Genomic DNA, 16,628 nt, shown 5'->3' with positions numbered 1-16,628 from the left:
CCCCGAAACGACTCGCGGCGCTGAGCCTCGGCAATCGCCGATTCCGGACCCGACTCCGGCCGCACAGTCCTCACCACTTCCGAATCCGACTGACACACAGAGCATTTCCGGTGAAGAACATGAGCCGGGTCAGGGTTTGCGTGCTGTGGCGACGATCGTGGGCACGATGGCCAGTGCCAGGATGCCGCAGCCGATGGCCAGCGTGGGGTAACCGGCAGCGGCGACGACCATTCCCGATGTCATGCCACCGGTGGCGCCGGCGATGGCGATGGTGACGTCGAGGCTGCCTTGCGTTCGGGCGCGGGTCGCCGGCAGCACGGTCTCGGTGATGATCGCGGTGCCCGCGACGAGGCCGAAGTTCCAGCCGAGCCCGAGCAACGTGAGTGCGGCCGTCAACAGGGTGACGGAGTCGTTGGGGGCACAGGCGGCGACTGTTCCGGCGGCGAGCAGAGTCGGCCCTGAGGCCGCTGCGATGGTGAAGTGGCCGAAGCGATCTACGAGCCAGCCCGTCAGCGGCGATGGCAAGTACATCGCGCCGATAGGATGGAGATGACGAGACCGGCGGCGGTGCTGCTGTGGCCGTGGTCGCGCATGTGGACGGGTGTCATTGTCATGACCGCCACCATCACGAACTGAGTGAGCACCATGGCAATTACACCGACCCACACGCCGGGGCCGCGCTTTTCGACCGCAGGACGCGCCGGAATGTCGGCATCATCAGGCTGCGCGACGACCCGGTCGGCCTCGCGCGTGCGGGCGAGGAGCAGCGGATCGGGGCGCAGCCAGACGGCCAGTACCACTGCCGCCGACGCGTATGCGGCGCCGGCGAGCAGGAACGGTCCGGCCAGGTGGGGAATGCCGAGTTGCTGTGCCAGATCGCTGGTCGGCGTGGTGAGGTTGGGGCCGGCCACGCCGCCGAGTGTCGTGGCGACCAGCACGGTGGACACGGCACGGGCGCGGTGGGCGGGGTCGGCCAGATCGGCTCCGGCATACCGGGCCTGCAGATTGGTGGAGGTTCCGGCGCCGTAGACGAACAGCGCGGCGAACAGCAGGATCGGATTGTCCGCGACAGCGGCGGCGATAATTCCGACGCTGCCGATGGCGCCGGCCAGATAGCCGGCGACCAGGCCGGTGCGGCGGCCGCGGGCTTGCGAGATTCGTCCGACGGTAACGGCAGCCAGGGCGGAGCCAGCGGTGCCGAGCGCACTGGGCAGACCGGCGAGGCTGGTCGAGCCGAGCATGTCCTGCGCCAGCAGGGCACCGACGGTTAGGCCCGCCGCCAGTCCCGCTCCGCTGAGGGCCTGCGCGGCGACGAGGACGAACAGGGTGCGACGCTGCGCACGGGAGCCGGGGGCATCGCCGATGTGGGCAGGTACCGAAGTCGTCACGACGGACTCAGACCCTCTCGCCGAGGTCGAGGCGGTCGCGGAGTCCGGCGGCGGTGAAGGCGGCGACCAATTCGGCCCGGCCTTCGGTGAAGTGTGCCCAACCCTCGTAATGAACGGGAACAACCTGACGCGCACCAAGGATCTCGGCGGCCGCGGCGGTCTGGGCACTGTCGAGAACGATCGGCGCGCCGTCGAAGAGAACGGAGAAGCGGGGCGCTCCGGCGAAGAGGATGGCTGTGTCCACCGGCGCGAAACGCTCGGCGATCTGCTCGACCGCGGTCAGTGAGGCGTTGTCGCCGCTGACATAGATGGTGGGCAGGCCTTCTCCGGTCAGCACGAATCCGACGACCTGGCCGGTGATCGGTTCGACCTCCTCGCGTGTGCCCGGCCCGTGGACCGCGGGCACGCCGGTCACGGTGATCGTGCCGACGCCGGGGCGATCCAGCTCGATCGACTCCCAGTCGGCCAAGCCTTCGGCCCCGTTCCCGAGGCGTTGCGCGCCGCCAGGTGTGGTGAGGGTGAGCGGCACGTCGGCGAGCAGGGCGCGGCCGGAGTCGTCGAGATTGTCCGGGTGCTCGTCGTGCGAGAGCAGAACCACGTCGACGCGCCCGAGGTCGGCCGGGGCGACGGCGGCCGGCGCGGTCTTGGTCAGCAGGCCGCCGGGCTGCGGGAAGTCGCGGGGCGCATCGAAGGTCGGGTCGGTGAGGAATCTCAGCCCCCCATATTCGAACAAAGCGGTCGGCCCGCCGAAGATGCGCACGCGGACGTGCTGGTCGGTGGGGCTTGCGGGGGATGCCACGACGAACTCCTCACGGATGAAATCCAATCTATCCGTGAGGAGGGTAGGCCGTTCTCACGGATAAAAGCAACTTGTAACATGAGAGTCGTGGAAGACGTGCGAGAGATGTCGACCGGCGGGCCCGCCTTGCCGTCCGCACCGGGCGCCGAGCAGTACCTCGCCCTCGATTTCGCCGACAGCGCCTATGCGCTCCCCGGGGGGCACTTCATCGACCTGCTCGGCACTCCGGCATCGACGAACCGGTGGCTCGCCGAACGTGGCCTCGCCCCCGCCGATGCGGGAGTGCAGGAAATGTGCGCGACGCAGCTGCGCGCACTACGCGAACACATCAGGGCATTGTTCGCTGCCCGCGTCGCGCGCCAGCCCGCACTACCGGCGGCACTCGCCGCCGTCAACGACGCGCTGAGCAGAACCCCGACAGCCCCCCTGCTGAAATGGGATGATGCGAACGGTCCCTACCGTGCCGCGGTGTGTCCACCCAACGAGATCCTCGACCGCGCGCTCGCGACGCTCGCCGCGGACGCCGCCGACCTGCTCACCGGTTCCGACGCCGATTCCCTGACAACTTGCGACTCAACTCCGTGCAACCGCTACCTGATCCGCCACGGTCGCCGGCACTGGTGCTCCACGCGCTGCGGCGACCGCGCTCGCGCAGCCCGCGCCTACGCCCGCGCCAAAGCGAACTGAGCGTGCCGCCGATCTACGGAGCCTTCGGCGCCACGAGTGGCATTGAAGAAGGCGAACACCGGCGTGGAGTCGCGATCTCATGGTCGGGCTTCCGGCTGTCGTCATGGTCTCGACCAGTGGAGATATGACTGAAAGCGCTGTGCCCGTACTGATTCGGCGGTAGCATCCTGGCCTGGAGAGGCAACTCCGAAGAGACCGTGTCCGGGGAGGAACGTGGATCTTATGACGACCAGCGATTTGATACCCACTCCGCGTCGCACGCTGCTGCGTATGGCAGTAGGCGTCGGAATAGCCGCTGCTGCGGGATGTCTGATCATGGAGAACGCTGCACCGGCTTCGGCCACACAGCGCCTTTGGAAGAGATGTGCGCGTTGCAGTGGTCTCTGGTTCTCGGGCAACAATACCCGTGGTGGCTGCCCAGCCGGCGACATCTTCGACGGCGGCCACCACGACGATGGAACGGGCGACTTCATCTTGAAGGAAGACCCTGATGGTGGCCAGGGTCAGTCCGAATGGAGGTGGTGTCGGCAGTGCCAAGGGCTCTGGTTCGAAGGGAATTTCGGCTTTCGCGGAATATGCCCTTCGCCTCAGTTCAGCGAACAACCCGGTCACGTGGCTTTCGGATCCAGCAATTACCGACTGGAAGACGTGACCAATCGGGATGGGGTAGGGGGATCACCCAAGTGGCGCTGGTGCCGTAAGTGTTCGGGTTTGTTCTACGACGGCCATACTCCGGCAGCCTCGGGCGTTTGCCCGGCCGACCGTCAGCACCACGACATCATAGGGAGCGGTGACTACATTCTCCGCGCGGCGGACTCCACACGTCTACCGTCACCACCCTACTGATCTATCAGGCGAACGATGGCCTCCTGCGCGTAACCGGCACCGGCTACCGATTCCGGCACGAAACCTACCGACAGTGGTTCCGACGACCCCGCGTAGGAGTCGGAGAGCGATAACCTCCCTTCTGCCAGGACAGTTCGCACCTCGGCATGCGCGTGCGTTCGGCATCCATGAGCGCCCCATAGGGTGGTAGCCGACGGTCCGGTCCGTCGAGAGGAGTTGCCGATGGATGCCGAACACTTCCTGCCGTTCCGCAAGAGCGCGGTGATCTCTTTGTGCGCCGACGAGCTTCCCGACGCGGAACGCGAATCGTTCGCCGAGTTCGCGCGGCTGCTGGCGGCAATGGTGCATCACGAGTTCCATGTGCGTGGTGAGACGGTGCTCGACGCCTATCACCTGGTCGACCCCGCGGAGGATGAACGGGCCATCCGTGCCGCTACTCCCGAGGACCGGGCGGCAGCACGGGCGCGGGTAGAAGCCGAGCTGGTCGCGCTGGCCGAGGCGGCGGATTTCACGCGCATCGATGCCGCTGAGATCGAGCGCGCGTTCGCCGAGCACTCCCTGGTGAAAGTGCGGCTGGAACTCGACGAGGAGGACATCGATACCGCGATGTTCTTCCGACGCGGGGTCTCACAGCGCACCGAGCAAGTTCGGTGGCTGTTCGGCCTACGGCGGCGCAGCGTCGAATTCACCAGCTACGGCAAGGTTCTCGTATATATCGCGTTCGCCGAGCGGCCGGAGGAGGTCGCGGATCGACCCAACGGCGGTGTGCTGCTGAAGCTGTTCGGGAACGTGCCGCGAAACGACCTCGAGATGCTGTATCCGATCGTTCGGATCCGGATGCGACCACTGGACAAGCTGCTGATCGGCGTGCCCGCGGTGGTCTCCGGAATTATCGTGGTCGTCACGAAGCTGGTGGCTTCGCTGGGGCCGCTGGTTCTCTTGCTGGCGTTCTGGCTCGGACTGCGCGAGGAATCCGTGCGGTTGGATCGGGCCACGCTGCTCACCCTGGGCGCCGGTGTGGCGGCCTTCGGCGGTTACCTGGTGCGCCAGTTCTCCAAGTTCAAGAACCGCAAGATCAAGCTGATGAAGACGCTGTCGGAACACCTCTATTTCCGCAATCTCGACAACGACGCGGGAGTGTTCCACCATCTGCTCGGCGCTGCCGAGGAATCGGAGGTGAAGGAGGCCGTCCTCGCCTACCACTTCCTGCGCACCGCCGACCGGCCGATCACCGCAGCCGAACTCGATCAGCGGGTGGAGGAGTGGTTCCGTCGGCGGTGGGAGGCAACCTTCGACTTCCGGATCCGCGACGGGGTCAGCAGGCTCCGAAAATGGGAACTGCTCGTCGAGGACGAGCACGGCGCACTGGAAGCGGTGGCGCTGACCGAGGCGAAACGTCGGTTGGATCATCACTGGGACAACCTGTTTCGAATCCACCCCGAAACAGGCGACACCGCGGCTGCGCGGCGAGTCGGGGTCAGCGCCGGCTGAGACGTTGCCCACGAATCGACTTGACAGCAGGGAAGTGCGCTCGATCGGCGGCCCTGTGCCACCGATGCGCTCCGCTCACGGCCGGACGTCTCGAAGTGCAGCTCCCAGCGCGCTGACGCCATGTCTGCAGCGTGACACATTGGGGCACAATGCCGTACGCGTTGCCGGCCAAGGGGACCTGCGACGGTTTCAGCTCGGGCGGGTCGAGTGAATCGCCCGGTGGAAGCCGGGCTGCCACAGTGCGTCTCGGCGCTTCCGCGACCCGGTGCCACGGAGCTGGGGCGAGCGCGGAAGCGCTGCGTGTCGTCTCAGCCGAGCGGCGCGCGCGGCCCGGCATCCGTCAGAACTTGCCGGTGTGGTGTTCGATCCGGTGCCCGAGCCGGGTGGCGAATTCGGTGATGAAGTCCTCGGTCAGGGGTGGCCAACCCCAGAAGTCGAAGGCGAGGGTGCCCAGGGCGAAGCCGTCTGTCCATTGCCAGGTGGTGATGGGGCTCGGCGTGGTGCAGAAGGGGCAGATTGCCGCGCCGGTGCCTGTTCGTTTCCAGGTGTCGATCGCGTCCGAGAACCGCTGCCATACGGCGGGATCGGCTTCCCATTGTCGCGGGTAGTCGATGATCACGGTGGTGGCCTGGCAGCGTGGGCATACCGCGGAGGCCGGTTCGATGGCGCCTTGGCCGGGATAGTGGTCGTGGCGGCCGGTGATGACGGCAACGGGGCCGGGTATCCAGTCGGCGCCCCATTCACGGGTGATCCGCGGCCAGTCGGGGCCTGGCAGATAGCCTTCGTCGGCGTGGAGGCTGTACATCGCGTCACGTGAAGTCTGCCGAAGCAGCCATCGCCGCGACACCATCCAGTCCACCATGCGCTCGGCCAGCGTGCTCGCGTCGGCCGAGGTCACATCGAGGTCGACGATACGTTCGAAATAGTTACCCACACCCGCATCCTGCCACCGAGGACCGATGGCCGTACCCGGTCGGATGGGCGCCGTCGGCGGGCGTCGGCACTCGGGGTGAGAAGCTCATCGTTCATCCGCTGACGCCCGAGACGTGGCGGGGGAACGGATCATCGCCAGGTACCGTTGGGCGGTGAACCCAGCTGATACGCGAAGCCTCAAAGACGGCGATCTCGAGACTCGCGGAGCGAATCTGCGGCTGCTGCTCGCGCGGGCTGCTGACGGGGACACATCCGCCGAGGAAGCACTGCGCGCGCTCGTCCGCGACTATCCCGACTACCACCGGTCGCTGTACAGCCGGGCGTTGAACCAGGCAGCGGTCTTCGGCGACGACACCCTGAAGGCGCCCCTGCTCGCGTCACTCGCCGACACTCGGTACAACTGCCAGGCATGGGCGGCGATGGGCTGCGCGGCGCTCGGCTTCCGCGATGCGGTTCCCGGCTTGATCGCGATGTTGGACCATTCGCAGGAGATGGCTCGCGAGCAAGCGGTGATCGCTCTGGGCACCCTCGGCGACGAATCGGTCGTCCCGGCGCTCGCGCCCGTGCTGCGGGACCCGATCGCAGGAATGCGCGAACGTGCCGCCGATGCCCTCGGCATGATCGGCGGTGACGCGGCCTTGGCCGCACTGTGGGACGAATTCGAGAACCGCCGGTACTTCCGCATCGGCTATATCGCCAGCGCGCTGGCCAAGTTTGCCCCGGACGTCATTCCGAGGCTGTGCGCGGCGGCCGGCAGTGCGGACCCGGACCAGCGCTATTGGGCGGCTGTCGCGCTCGGTTCGACGGGCGATGATCGTGCCGTGCCGACGCTGGAACGGCTGATGGCCCACGACCGGGGCTCCACAGTCTTCGATGGCATGGTGAGCGTCGCCGCGAAGAAGGGCCTTCGCACGCTACGACGAATCCAAGCCGCAATCGCGGCCCGCGAATCCTGAAAAGCCACCGGACCGATCGCCGCCAACCCGACGGGCGATCGGTCCGAGAACGCACGACCGGCGATCGGTGGTGGGCCACCGATCGCCGGTCTTACTCATGGATTTGTCATCGTGAGAGCGAGTTACGCAGATCGGTGATGGTAGCGCGGCGCTCGTAGGCGATCCAGGCGAAGATCGCGGCAAGCACCAGTGGGAAGATCCCCATCAAGGGCTTGTCGGCGATGAAGGCCTGCGTCCCGGCGGCGAGCACCGTGAGAACGGACAGACCCGCGGCAGCCAAGGCACTGAGCCGTGGCACCATCAGGCCGATACCACCCGCGACCTCCGCGACTCCGATGAAGATGAGCAGCCCGAGGGGGATGGTGAGATTCTCGGGGGCGTTGTCCATCAGGGTGTTCGGAATAACAAGCTTCGGCCCGCCGGAAGCGATGATGAAGAACAGGCCGAACAGGATCTGCAGGGTCCACAGGACGCGGTTGCGGACCTTGCCGGGACGACCGGTGACGTCGTTGGAGAACTCGGCGGTGGGGTTGGCGGTGGTCATTTCTGGTCCTTCTGGTCGGTCGCGCCGGGTTGGTAGCGCGTTCAACGGATAGGACGGAGCACCGTCCGAGAATTCATCGCTGTCGGCGAAGATTTCCCGAACCGGTGCCGTACCGGCTCAGCGCCGGGTTCCGCAGAGCTGCACCACGCGCGGCCGGGCCGCGCTACGCCGCTCGGATCGAAGACCAACCGCTTGACGTGACATCTCGCGGATCTGGTCGGCACTTCTCCTCGCAACACCCGCGGTACCTTCACCACGCCGATCCTGAGAAGCGTCGCCCCGACCGGTCGGTACCGCGGATGGGCGGTACCGCCGCGGTCGGGGCGTTTGTGCATCTGCCGACCAACCGCCATCGAGGAGGGCCGGGACCTGTCCTCGATGAGCGGTGTCGGGCCGACAGTTCCTATCGTCTGCTGTCGGCCTGACGGCCCGGCCTCACTTCAGGTGCCGGGTGAAGAACCGGTTCGCGTCGTCTCCTTCGAACGCCGGAACGCCGGTGTGCCCGCCCATGTTGGCGTGCAGCGTCTTCTCCTCGGAGCCGAAGGCGTCGAACAGGTCCAGCGCCATCTGCCGGTCGTTCCCTTCGTCGTCCCATTGCAGCAGGACTTGCAGCGGAATGGTGACCTGCCGGGCTTCCTCGAACATGCTGCGGGGCACGTAACTTCCGGCGAACAGAAGGGCGGCCGAGATGCGCGGCTCGACCACCGCCAGCCGGACGCCGATGGAGATCACCCCTCCCGAGTACCCCACCGGGCCGCCGATCTCGGGCAGTGAAAGAAGGGCGTCCAGGGCGGCCCGCCATTCCGGCACCGCCCTTTCGACCAGCGGGAGGACGAGCCGGTCGACTATCTCGTCGTCGACCGGCTCGCCGGCCGTCACCGCCCGGCGCAGGTCGGCGCGGGCCTGTTCGGCGGCGGCCGAACGGGGCCGGTCACCGTTGCCGGGGAGCTCGATGGTGGCCGCGGCGAAGCCCTCCGCCACGGCGTGCCGAGCCCGGCCCACCAGTCGGGGGTACATCTGGCGGAGTCCGCCGGGATGGCCGATCAGGATCAGCGGCGCCGGTGCGGATGCGGATCCGGGCGTCCACAGGATGCCGGGGATCTCGCCGAGGGTGAATTCGCGTTCGAGGACGCCGTCGTCGAGGCGCTGTTCGGAAGTGAATTGCATGGTCGTGCCTTTCGGGAGTGCTCTCGAGCGGCGCTCCCGGACGACCTATCGCCCGACCGTGACCCCAGAGGGGAGCACCCATGTAGATACTGCGTTCACGGGTACCACCTCCTCCTTCTCTGGCACGGCTTACGGAAAGGTAGCAGTGGTCGCCGATTGCCGCTAGCGAATTCCAGGTGTCGCCGGATGGGGGCCGACGCAGCCGAGGATGAAACAACCCGCCGGCCAATTCGCGAACGGCGCGGACATGGGCTTGCCCAGGCAGGACAGCGGGTTGCATCCCGGGTAGGCCATCGGGCCGATACCGAGTGCGGCGAGAGTCGCGTCCGGATTCGAGATCATCGGATCGGACAGCTGGACATCCGATTGCTGTTCGTACGGTGCCGCGGCGGGTATGCGGGGTTCCAGGAAGGCGGCGCCGACCGCACGCAGGACATCGTGTGGGAAGCTCAACGCGCTCCCCGGAACCGTCACACCGGTCCAACTGACCATCAAACCGAGGCTCGGCACGATGAAGTTGTCCTGGCGCATCATTCCCGACATCTGCATCGCATCCGGCGGCAGCCCGGGAAAGTAGTTCGCGCAGTCCGGCCCGTTCACCACGAACAGGAAGCCGTAGCACGGGTTCGTCGGCGTGGGACGGCCGGCCTGCGCGAGATAATCCGCCGAAATGATCCGGTGACCGTCCCACTGGCCGCGATTGGTGAGCAGCAGACCCAGCTTGGCGAAATCGTCGGGCGGCAGCAGCAGATGCGCGTAACCGTAGGTGTTTCCACTGCGGTCCCGCCCCCAGAAGTAGTCGGTCGGCGGAATTCCCAACGGATCGAGCAGCTTTCGCTGCGTGTAGGCCTGGAAGTCCTCGTCGACCGCACGCTGGATGACGTACACGAGCAGATCGACAGCGCGCTGGCTGTAGCGCCACTCGATGCCTTGCTGTTGATCGATCGGCATCGCCAGCGCCTGCGCGACCACATTCGGGTCGATCTGCGCCAGTCCGGTGATGCCCTCGGAGGCCACCGCCACCCGCATGCCGCTGGCTTCGATGAGCAGATTCCGCACGGTGATCGCGCGATGTGCGGAATCACCGAGTTCGGGCGGTAGATAGGCGCCGATCGGGTCGTCGAGCCGCAGTCGCTGCTCATCCACCGCGATCCCGGCCACCATCGAAACCACGCTCTTGGTGCTGCTCCAGAGATTCCACGGCACACCGGCGGCGCGCGCGTGGTTCGGGCCGGTCGCGATCAGGCAATTGTTCCGGAAGATCTGCAGCGTCGTGCGCGTCGAATCCGCCGCGAGCGCCACCGCCCGACGCAGCGCCGCCGAATCGAGTCCGACCTCCTCCGGCGTGGCCGTTTCGGGTACTCGTCCGCTGCTGACCGCGCAATGCTTCAGCCCGTCCGGCTCGGCATGCGCCAGCACAGGTGCACCGATCCCGAGCATCGACACGGCCACCGTAATGGTAGCCACCGCAATGCTTCTCATACCTCGACCCACGCAGGCCTCCGCTCTCGACGAACTCCACCTGGCTCATCGCGCCCACCTCACACCCGGTTACTTCTTCGGGTGCCCCTACTTGTAGGGGGCGGACCTGCACCGTCATCGCAGCTGCCTGCTCAGAGCGACGTAGGTCCGTTGCGATAGCAGCTTCGAAACGTGACGGCACGCCCAGCGTGCGTTCGAGGTCCCCCGGCGAAGACCGCGACCGAAACGGTGCGCGACCGCGCAGTACTGTGAATCGTTCACCTGCGGCGACGGGTGTCCGGCTGGACGAGAGAACTGATTAGACATGAGCGACGAGCGACAAATCCTCACCCCCGGCGACACCTGCTGGCAGATCGCGCGGGCCGATCGGCTGGCGTGCATTGTCGATGCGGCGGACTATTTCCGCCATGCCAAGTCCGCGATGTTGCAGGCCCGCAAGCGCATCGTGCTGATCGGCTGGGACTTCGATACCCGAATCAAGTTCGAACCGGGGGAGAAGACCCTCGAAGGGCCCGATCGGCTGGGTAAATTCCTGTCCTGGCTGCCGAAACAGCGACCAGATCTCGACATCTACCTGCTGAAATGGAATGTCGGTGCGTTCGCGGCGATCAGCCGCGGGATGACCCCGATCTTCGTCGTCAATTGGATAACCGATCGGCGGTTGCACCTCGAAATGGATGGTGCGCACCCGATCGGTTCGGCGCACCATCAGAAGATCGTGGTGATCGACGACACACTCGCGTTCTGCGGTGGTATCGACATGACCGTCGATCGCTGGGACACCAGCGACCATCGGGACGACAACCACTACCGAACCGAGCCCAACGGCCGCCGGTACGGACCATGGCACGACGCGACCACCGCCGTCGACGGTGATGCGGCTAAGGCGATCGGCGAATTGGCCCGAGCCCGGTGGAAGGCGGCGACGGGACAGCAATTGGCCGCGGTCGACGCGATCGCCGGTGACACGCCGTGGCCGGAGGGGCTGGAGCCGACGATGCGGTCGGTGGATGTGGGTATCGCGCGGACCTTCCCCGAACTCGCCGACCGCGCCGAAGTGCGGGAGATCGAGGCGTTGTATCTGGCGGCGATCGCGGGCGCCGAGCGGTCGCTGTACATCGAGAGTCAGTACCTGGCCTCGCGCACTCTCGCCGAGGCGATCGCCGCTCGGCTGCGTGAGCCGAATGGTCCGGAGATCGTGCTGGTGCTGCCGCGTCACGCCGACGGCTGGCTCGAGCAACAGGCGATGGACGGGGCGCGTCGCCGTTTACTGCAGCTGTTGTGGAAGGCCGATACCGAGAACCGGTTCGGCGTCTACTACCCCGTCACCGAGGCCGGTGCGCCGATCTACGTCCACGCCAAGGTATTGGTGATGGACGATCGGCTGCTGCGGGTGGGATCGTCGAACCTCAACAACCGTTCGATGGGCTTCGACACCGAATGCGATCTGGCCGTCGAGGTCACCCCCGCCACCGTGGACGGTGATCTGCTGCGGGAAACCATCCTCGGTATCCGCCGCCAGCTGATCTGCGAACATCTCGACGCCGAACCCGCGAAGTTCGACGCCACACTCGCCGAGACGTCGTCTCTTCTGCGCACCGTCGAGAGGTTGCGCGGCAACGGCCGGACCCTGGTGCGGTTCGAGCCGGGGACCGTCGAGGACGAGGACAGCCCGCTCGCGGAGAACGAACTGATGGATCCCGAACGCACGCCACCGAGCCTGCGCGACAACCCGTTGCTGATCCGGAGTATCCGCAGGCTGAAGACAGCGGTGGCGGTGCGCTGATCTACGTGCCGGACGCACGGGTCGAGTTCCTCCCGCCTGAGCGGACATCCACCGGGTGGGAAACGGAGCCGAGGGGCGGTCCGATTGGGCTGCCCCCTTTCGGTGCGCCTGGAAAGCGCGCCCATGGATAGCCGGTCCTCGGTGGACTCACAAGGCGTTCGTCGACCCTTCTTTCCCGCGGTTCTCTGGCGGGGTACCGGAAAGGGAGGCGAGCAGCTGCGTGAGTGCGTGGCGATCGTCGGCACATAGCCGGTCGGTGTAGGGGGCCAGGGCCGCGCGGATCTCTTCTTGCAGCCGTTCGACGAGTTCGCTGCCCGTTGGAGTGATGAACACATCGACCACCCGGCGATCCTCCGGCGATTTGCCTCGTGCCACGAGGCCTCGGCGCTCGGCCCGCTCGACGAGACCGGACATCGTCGACTTGTCCAGCCCGAGGAACACCGCCAGATCGGTCATCCGCGGCCGGCGGTCGCGCAGAAAGCCGAGTAGCCGCAACTGCGTGAGGGACAGGTCGTGCTCCGAACCGATGCGGGTGAGCACGGCCATCACCCGGAAGGACGTCCGAACGAGGGCATCCTCGAGCGCATCGTCAGGTCTCATGCCGTGATCGTACTTGACATAGTTTGCATTACCAATCAAACTCCAATTAGTTGGTAATACAAACAACCCTGGGAGTCGCCATGCACGCCGCCGTTGTCTCCAGCTTCGACGCTCCACCCCGATACGGCGAGTACCCCGCCCCGGTCGCCGAGGGGGAGAACGAGATGGTCGTGGACGTTCTCGCGGCCGGTTTGCACCACCTGGTCAGGGCTCGGGCGAACGGCACGCACTACAGCAGCACCGGCAGGCTCCCGTTCGTTCCCGGCGTCGACGGCGTCGTGCGCGACCGGCACGGAAACCTCAGGTACGCGGTGCTGGACGACAGTGACCTGGGCATGTTCGCCGAACAGACGGTGATCGATCCCCGTCGCAGCGTGGTACTACCGGGCGACGTCGACCCGGTGCACATCGCCGCCGCGATGAACCCGGCGATGTCGTCGTGGGTCGCCCTGCGCCGCCGCATCGCGTTCCAAGAGGGGCAGCGCGTCCTCGTTCTGGGTGCCACCGGTAGCGCTGGACGCATGGCCGTGCAGATAGCGAAGCAATTCGGTGCCGCATACGTGATCGCCGCCGGACGCAATGTTTCCCGGCTCGCCGCGCTGCACGATCTCGGCGCGGATGAGACGGTGACGTTCGAGCAGACCGACCGCGCCGCCGACGTCGACGTCGTCCTCGACTACGTGTGGGGAGAACCTTCGGCCCGTGCGATGACCGCGATGATCACCGCACGCCGCGACCGCTCCGCCCCGCTGGACTGGATTCAGATCGGATCCGTCGCCGGCCAGACGAGTCCCCTCCACTCCGCGCTGCTGCGCGCATCCCGGCTACAGATCTGCGGCAGCGGGATCGGCTCGGTCTCCTCCCGCGACATCCTCGCGGAGCTTCCGGAACTCGCCGTCGCGGTGCACACCGGTGCGATCGACGTGCAGGCGCGTCCTGTGCCCCTCGCTCGGATCACCGAGACGTGGAGCGCGGAGACGGAGGACCGCATCGTCTACCTCCCCTGACACGAGGTCAGCCCGTATCCACCGACGCACGGAGAGTCCGCCCCGAGGGCACATGGGTTGCCTCCGGAAGCCACGGTTGCGCGGGTTCTGGCCAGGCCTCGCATGGCGGCGTAGTTGGGCGTAGAAGTGCAGCCGGCCGGCATCCGAGCTGACACGGTGCTGCCTCGGGCAGTTCGCCCCGAGACAGCACGCGGTGTCCGCTGTCAGCGCTTTCGACCAATCCCATGCCCCGGTGGACAGCGATTGCCGCAAGGAGTGCATGGCCGGCTCCGCATCCGGGTTGCTACTGGCGCAGATTGCGGTCGAACAGGGCCAGTAGTTCGCGGTAGTGCCGTTCGGAAGCTTCGAGGTCGTGGGCAGAGGTGTCGGCCTGGGTGTAGCCGTGTTGTGCCCCTTCGTAGACCTCGGTGCGGTAGCGGACGCCAGCGGCGGCGAGTGCCTTGTCGAACTGCTCGATGTGTTCGGGAGTCATATGGTCGTCCTCGCCGGCGTGGGCGAAATACAGCTCCGCGCTGATGTTTCCGACGACAAGATGCGGACTGTCCGAGGTATCGGTGACGAGCGGGCCGCCATGGAAGCCGGCCACCGCCGCAACCCGATCGGGGAACATGGCAGCGACCAGCACCGCCAGCCGCGCCCCCATGCAGTAGCCGGTGACGCCGACCTTCCCCTCGGAGACACGCGGCGAGGCTGCCAGCCACTCGAGGTAAGCGCCGGCATCGGAACGCAGACGCTCCGGTGTCAGCTCGAGGATCATCGGGAAGACCTGCTGGAAGATCTCCGGCCGCTCCGCCGGGTCGATCAAGTCCGGCAACTCGATTACCGGTGCCCGCCCGTGCCGGTAATAGGCGTTCGGAAGCAGGACGGTGTAGCCGTGGGCGGCAATACGATCAGCCAGCCTCCGCAGGCTGGGCCGCAGTCCGAAACCGTCCTGAATCACCAGTACTCCCGGATGGGCGGCACCATCGTCGGGGTAAGCGAGATATGCGTCGGCGACGCCATCGGGTGTCTGCACTTCGACCGGCGCACCATGCGTTGCAGTCATCGTTGAATCCTTCTGTCGTGGTTGATGTCTTGTGATCAACACGACGAAGGCGGAGCCCGCGCAATACCGCAGAAGCCTCGATCGTCAAACCGGCCGACAGCGGCCCGCGCGGCGTTCAGAACAGCGCCGGGTAGCCAATCCGTGTGTGGCGCATCGCCGTCCCGGTAGTCATCGCCTCACACCGTAGCCGACCGGAGAGGGCATATGTCAACTCTGAGGTTCAGCGTGGCCCAGCCGGTCCGTCCACCCATGGAGAATCGGGATTCCCGCCGGGCTCACCTTCGGTGCCTGATCCCTCGCCCGCACTCTTCTCGATTCGCCGCGGTTTGACCATGCGCCGGGTGCCGGCGGCCGGCGCGTCGTCACCAGCTCGTTTCCGCCGCAGCGCGTCGAGATCGACGACATTCCCCTCGGGCTCGGCGCTGCCCGGATCATTCACGGGGGCGGGGTGCCGCCCCGCGCCTGGGTCGACCGGCCACCAGCCTGTCTCCCGCTGCAGTTCCGATCGCAGTACGGGCTTGGTCGGTGCGGGATCGTAGACGGAGCCACCTTCCGAGCGCCAAGTCTTCTGGAGACGCTCGCCGGCCTCTTCCGCCACGCGCCGCGGGCGACGCGGTAGTCGGGTGACGTTCGACGTGCCGTCTCCGGGGGTCTCCACAGCCTTGCTTCCTTCTTCCGACTTCCTGCGCAGCAGTTCCTCGTCGAAGCTCTGCCCGCCGGGACCTGTCGAGGATTCCCGTCCCGGCACTTCTCGCTCCGACATCGAACTAGCAGCCGACGAGTGCCACTGCACCCGTCGGTGCCATGACCGCTGGTAGTTCGAGCTGATGTTTCCACTTATCGCTGATTGCGTCGCTCACGTCCATATTCTCCCTCAATAGGAAACCACTGAGGGGCCTCGGGCACGCCGGGTGGCCCTGGCTGGGGGAGGGGGAGGAGTGCAGGGCTGCCGCAGGGGCCGTCCGGTTCAGCTTCGGGTGCCGAGCGCGCCGGTCCAGATGGCCGTGTCGAGACCGGCACGCGCGGCCAGGGCGAACATGGCGGTGAGGTCGTTGTCGGTGCGTGGTCGGGGATCGTCTTCGGGGTAGTGCTGTACTTTCAACCGCACCATCGTCTCGGCGAAGGATCGAAGCACGGTCTCGGTGACAGCGCCGCGCTCGGCGTCGGCGAGCAGTTGATCACACAACTCCGGCATACCGGTGTCGGTGTTGTCGAACTCCAGCCGTTCGGCGATCTCGCCGACGGCGCCGGCCCGGGTCGTCAGGGCCGAGATGCCACAGTCGAGCCCGTCGTCGGCCAGATCGCCGGGGTAGGGGGCCCGGTTCCACGCCCCCTCGTCGAACCAGTAGATACAGCCGACCATGTAGTCATCGATCAGGTCCTGCAGGTAGCGCCGAGGTAACCATTCCGGTGCTCCGGCCAGCAGGTCGATGGCGGGCTCGTACCCCTTGACCCGGCTCGATTCGTCCTCTCCGACGAGCACGGCACGGCCGTCGCCGTACCACTTCAGCACCCACCAGGTACAACCGCAGTCGTCCCAGTGCAGGCCGTCATCGTCGATCCAATATCCCGCACGATGCTGCTGCGGCTCGAGCTCTTCGTCGCGATCGTAGGTAGCGACCGCTACCGCCGCCCACCGCGCCCACAGCAGCCGCGCCTCCGGCAGATCCTCGGGACGCCCTGGTCGGTGTAGCTTCGCCAATATCGTTCTCCTGGTCCGTGTTCGATGTCAGCTTCGACGCCGGGATGAGGCACATCACGACGATCGGCGTCTACTTTCACGGCCGGAGCGCTCATCGGGAAGCTCCCCGACGGTACCGCAAGGGGCTGCTCGACCTGCGTCAGCGCTGCGGCGTTCGGACCCTGACCACTCCTGGGGCGAACTCGGCGCGCCTCC

15 protein-coding genes are annotated in these 16,628 nt (G+C 66.7%); 5 read left to right on the top strand and 10 right to left on the bottom strand.

Annotated elements, in window-relative coordinates:
• Positions 1-129 precede the first annotated feature (129 nt).
• From ABZ803_RS14180 to ABZ803_RS14170, 3 genes are all read right to left on the bottom strand, one after another.
• Positions 130-531 carry an MFS transporter gene (locus tag ABZ803_RS14180; protein WP_357037009.1) on the bottom strand — a complete coding sequence of 134 codons (402 nt, stop codon included), beginning with the start codon at positions 529-531 and terminating at the stop codon, positions 130-132.
• Complete coding sequence (locus ABZ803_RS14175) at positions 510-1,241, bottom strand: MFS transporter (protein ID WP_357037006.1); 732 nt, start codon at positions 1,239-1,241, stop codon at positions 510-512. Before ABZ803_RS14175 ends, ABZ803_RS14180 begins: the two co-directional genes overlap by 22 nt.
• A gap of 154 nt (positions 1,242-1,395) precedes the next feature.
• Complete coding sequence (locus ABZ803_RS14170) at positions 1,396-2,187, bottom strand: MBL fold metallo-hydrolase (RefSeq protein WP_357037003.1); 792 nt, start codon at positions 2,185-2,187, stop codon at positions 1,396-1,398.
• Positions 2,188-2,274: 87 nt separating this feature from the next.
• On the opposite strand from ABZ803_RS14170, the gene ABZ803_RS14165 reads away from it, so the two are divergent.
• Positions 2,275-2,874: an ABATE domain-containing protein gene (locus ABZ803_RS14165; RefSeq protein WP_357037000.1), complete on the top strand. Its 600-nt coding sequence runs from the start codon at positions 2,275-2,277 to the stop codon at positions 2,872-2,874.
• 1,068 nt (positions 2,875-3,942) lie between these two features.
• Positions 3,943-5,211, top strand: coding sequence for a TMEM143 family protein (locus ABZ803_RS14160; RefSeq protein ID WP_357036997.1), 1,269 nt, complete (start codon positions 3,943-3,945; stop codon positions 5,209-5,211).
• A 340-nt stretch (positions 5,212-5,551) separates the two neighbouring features.
• Here ABZ803_RS14160 and ABZ803_RS14155 read toward each other — a convergent pair whose 3' ends face one another.
• Positions 5,552-6,145, bottom strand: coding sequence for a hypothetical protein (locus tag ABZ803_RS14155; protein WP_357036994.1), 594 nt, complete (start codon positions 6,143-6,145; stop codon positions 5,552-5,554).
• 151 nt (positions 6,146-6,296) lie between these two features.
• Here ABZ803_RS14155 and ABZ803_RS14150 point away from each other — a divergent pair, with 151 nt between their 5' ends.
• On the top strand, positions 6,297-7,100 hold the full coding sequence (locus ABZ803_RS14150) for a HEAT repeat domain-containing protein (RefSeq protein WP_357036991.1): 804 nt from the start codon (positions 6,297-6,299) through the stop codon (positions 7,098-7,100).
• A gap of 106 nt (positions 7,101-7,206) precedes the next feature.
• Here ABZ803_RS14150 and ABZ803_RS14145 read toward each other — a convergent pair whose 3' ends face one another.
• The 3 genes from ABZ803_RS14145 to ABZ803_RS14135 all read right to left on the bottom strand — a co-directional run bounded on the left by ABZ803_RS14145 (position 7,207) and on the right by ABZ803_RS14135 (position 10,278).
• Positions 7,207-7,644 (bottom strand): DoxX family protein, encoded by a 438-nt coding sequence (locus ABZ803_RS14145; RefSeq protein ID WP_357036988.1) that lies wholly within the window; start codon positions 7,642-7,644, stop codon positions 7,207-7,209.
• Positions 7,645-8,079: 435 nt separating this feature from the next.
• Positions 8,080-8,811 carry an alpha/beta hydrolase gene (locus tag ABZ803_RS14140; RefSeq protein ID WP_357036985.1) on the bottom strand — a complete coding sequence of 244 codons (732 nt, stop codon included), beginning with the start codon at positions 8,809-8,811 and terminating at the stop codon, positions 8,080-8,082.
• 162 nt (positions 8,812-8,973) lie between these two features.
• On the bottom strand, positions 8,974-10,278 hold the full coding sequence (locus ABZ803_RS14135; RefSeq protein ID WP_357036982.1) for a serine hydrolase: 1,305 nt from the start codon (positions 10,276-10,278) through the stop codon (positions 8,974-8,976).
• Positions 10,279-10,597: 319 nt separating this feature from the next.
• Here ABZ803_RS14135 and ABZ803_RS14130 point away from each other — a divergent pair, with 319 nt between their 5' ends.
• Positions 10,598-12,079: a phospholipase D-like domain-containing protein gene (locus tag ABZ803_RS14130; protein WP_357036979.1), complete on the top strand. Its 1,482-nt coding sequence runs from the start codon at positions 10,598-10,600 to the stop codon at positions 12,077-12,079.
• A 147-nt stretch (positions 12,080-12,226) separates the two neighbouring features.
• On the opposite strand, the gene ABZ803_RS14125 is transcribed toward ABZ803_RS14130, so the two are convergent.
• Entirely contained in the window at positions 12,227-12,679 is a 453-nt protein-coding gene (locus ABZ803_RS14125) for a MarR family transcriptional regulator (protein ID WP_357036976.1), read from the bottom strand.
• An 80-nt stretch (positions 12,680-12,759) separates the two neighbouring features.
• Between ABZ803_RS14125 and ABZ803_RS14120 the strand changes: the two genes are divergently transcribed.
• Positions 12,760-13,686 carry a zinc-binding alcohol dehydrogenase family protein gene (locus ABZ803_RS14120; protein ID WP_357036973.1) on the top strand — a complete coding sequence of 309 codons (927 nt, stop codon included), beginning with the start codon at positions 12,760-12,762 and terminating at the stop codon, positions 13,684-13,686.
• Positions 13,687-13,969: 283 nt separating this feature from the next.
• Here ABZ803_RS14120 and ABZ803_RS14115 read toward each other — a convergent pair whose 3' ends face one another.
• Together ABZ803_RS14115 and ABZ803_RS14110 are read right to left on the bottom strand one after the other, a co-directional pair.
• Positions 13,970-14,773, bottom strand: coding sequence for a dienelactone hydrolase family protein (locus ABZ803_RS14115; RefSeq protein WP_357036970.1), 804 nt, complete (start codon positions 14,771-14,773; stop codon positions 13,970-13,972).
• Between the two features lie 925 nt (positions 14,774-15,698).
• Positions 15,699-16,433, bottom strand: a complete 735-nt coding sequence (locus ABZ803_RS14110) for a hypothetical protein (protein WP_357036967.1) — start codon at positions 16,431-16,433, stop codon at positions 15,699-15,701.
• Positions 16,434-16,628: the final 195 nt, after the last annotated feature.

The sequence above is a fragment of the Nocardia sp. NPDC047648 genome (genome assembly GCF_040642815.1).
Classification (GTDB): Bacteria; Actinomycetota; Actinomycetes; order Mycobacteriales; family Mycobacteriaceae; genus Nocardia; species Nocardia gamkensis.
Note: the sequence above shows the minus strand (reverse complement) of the source record. Positions and strands in the feature narration are given on the sequence as shown.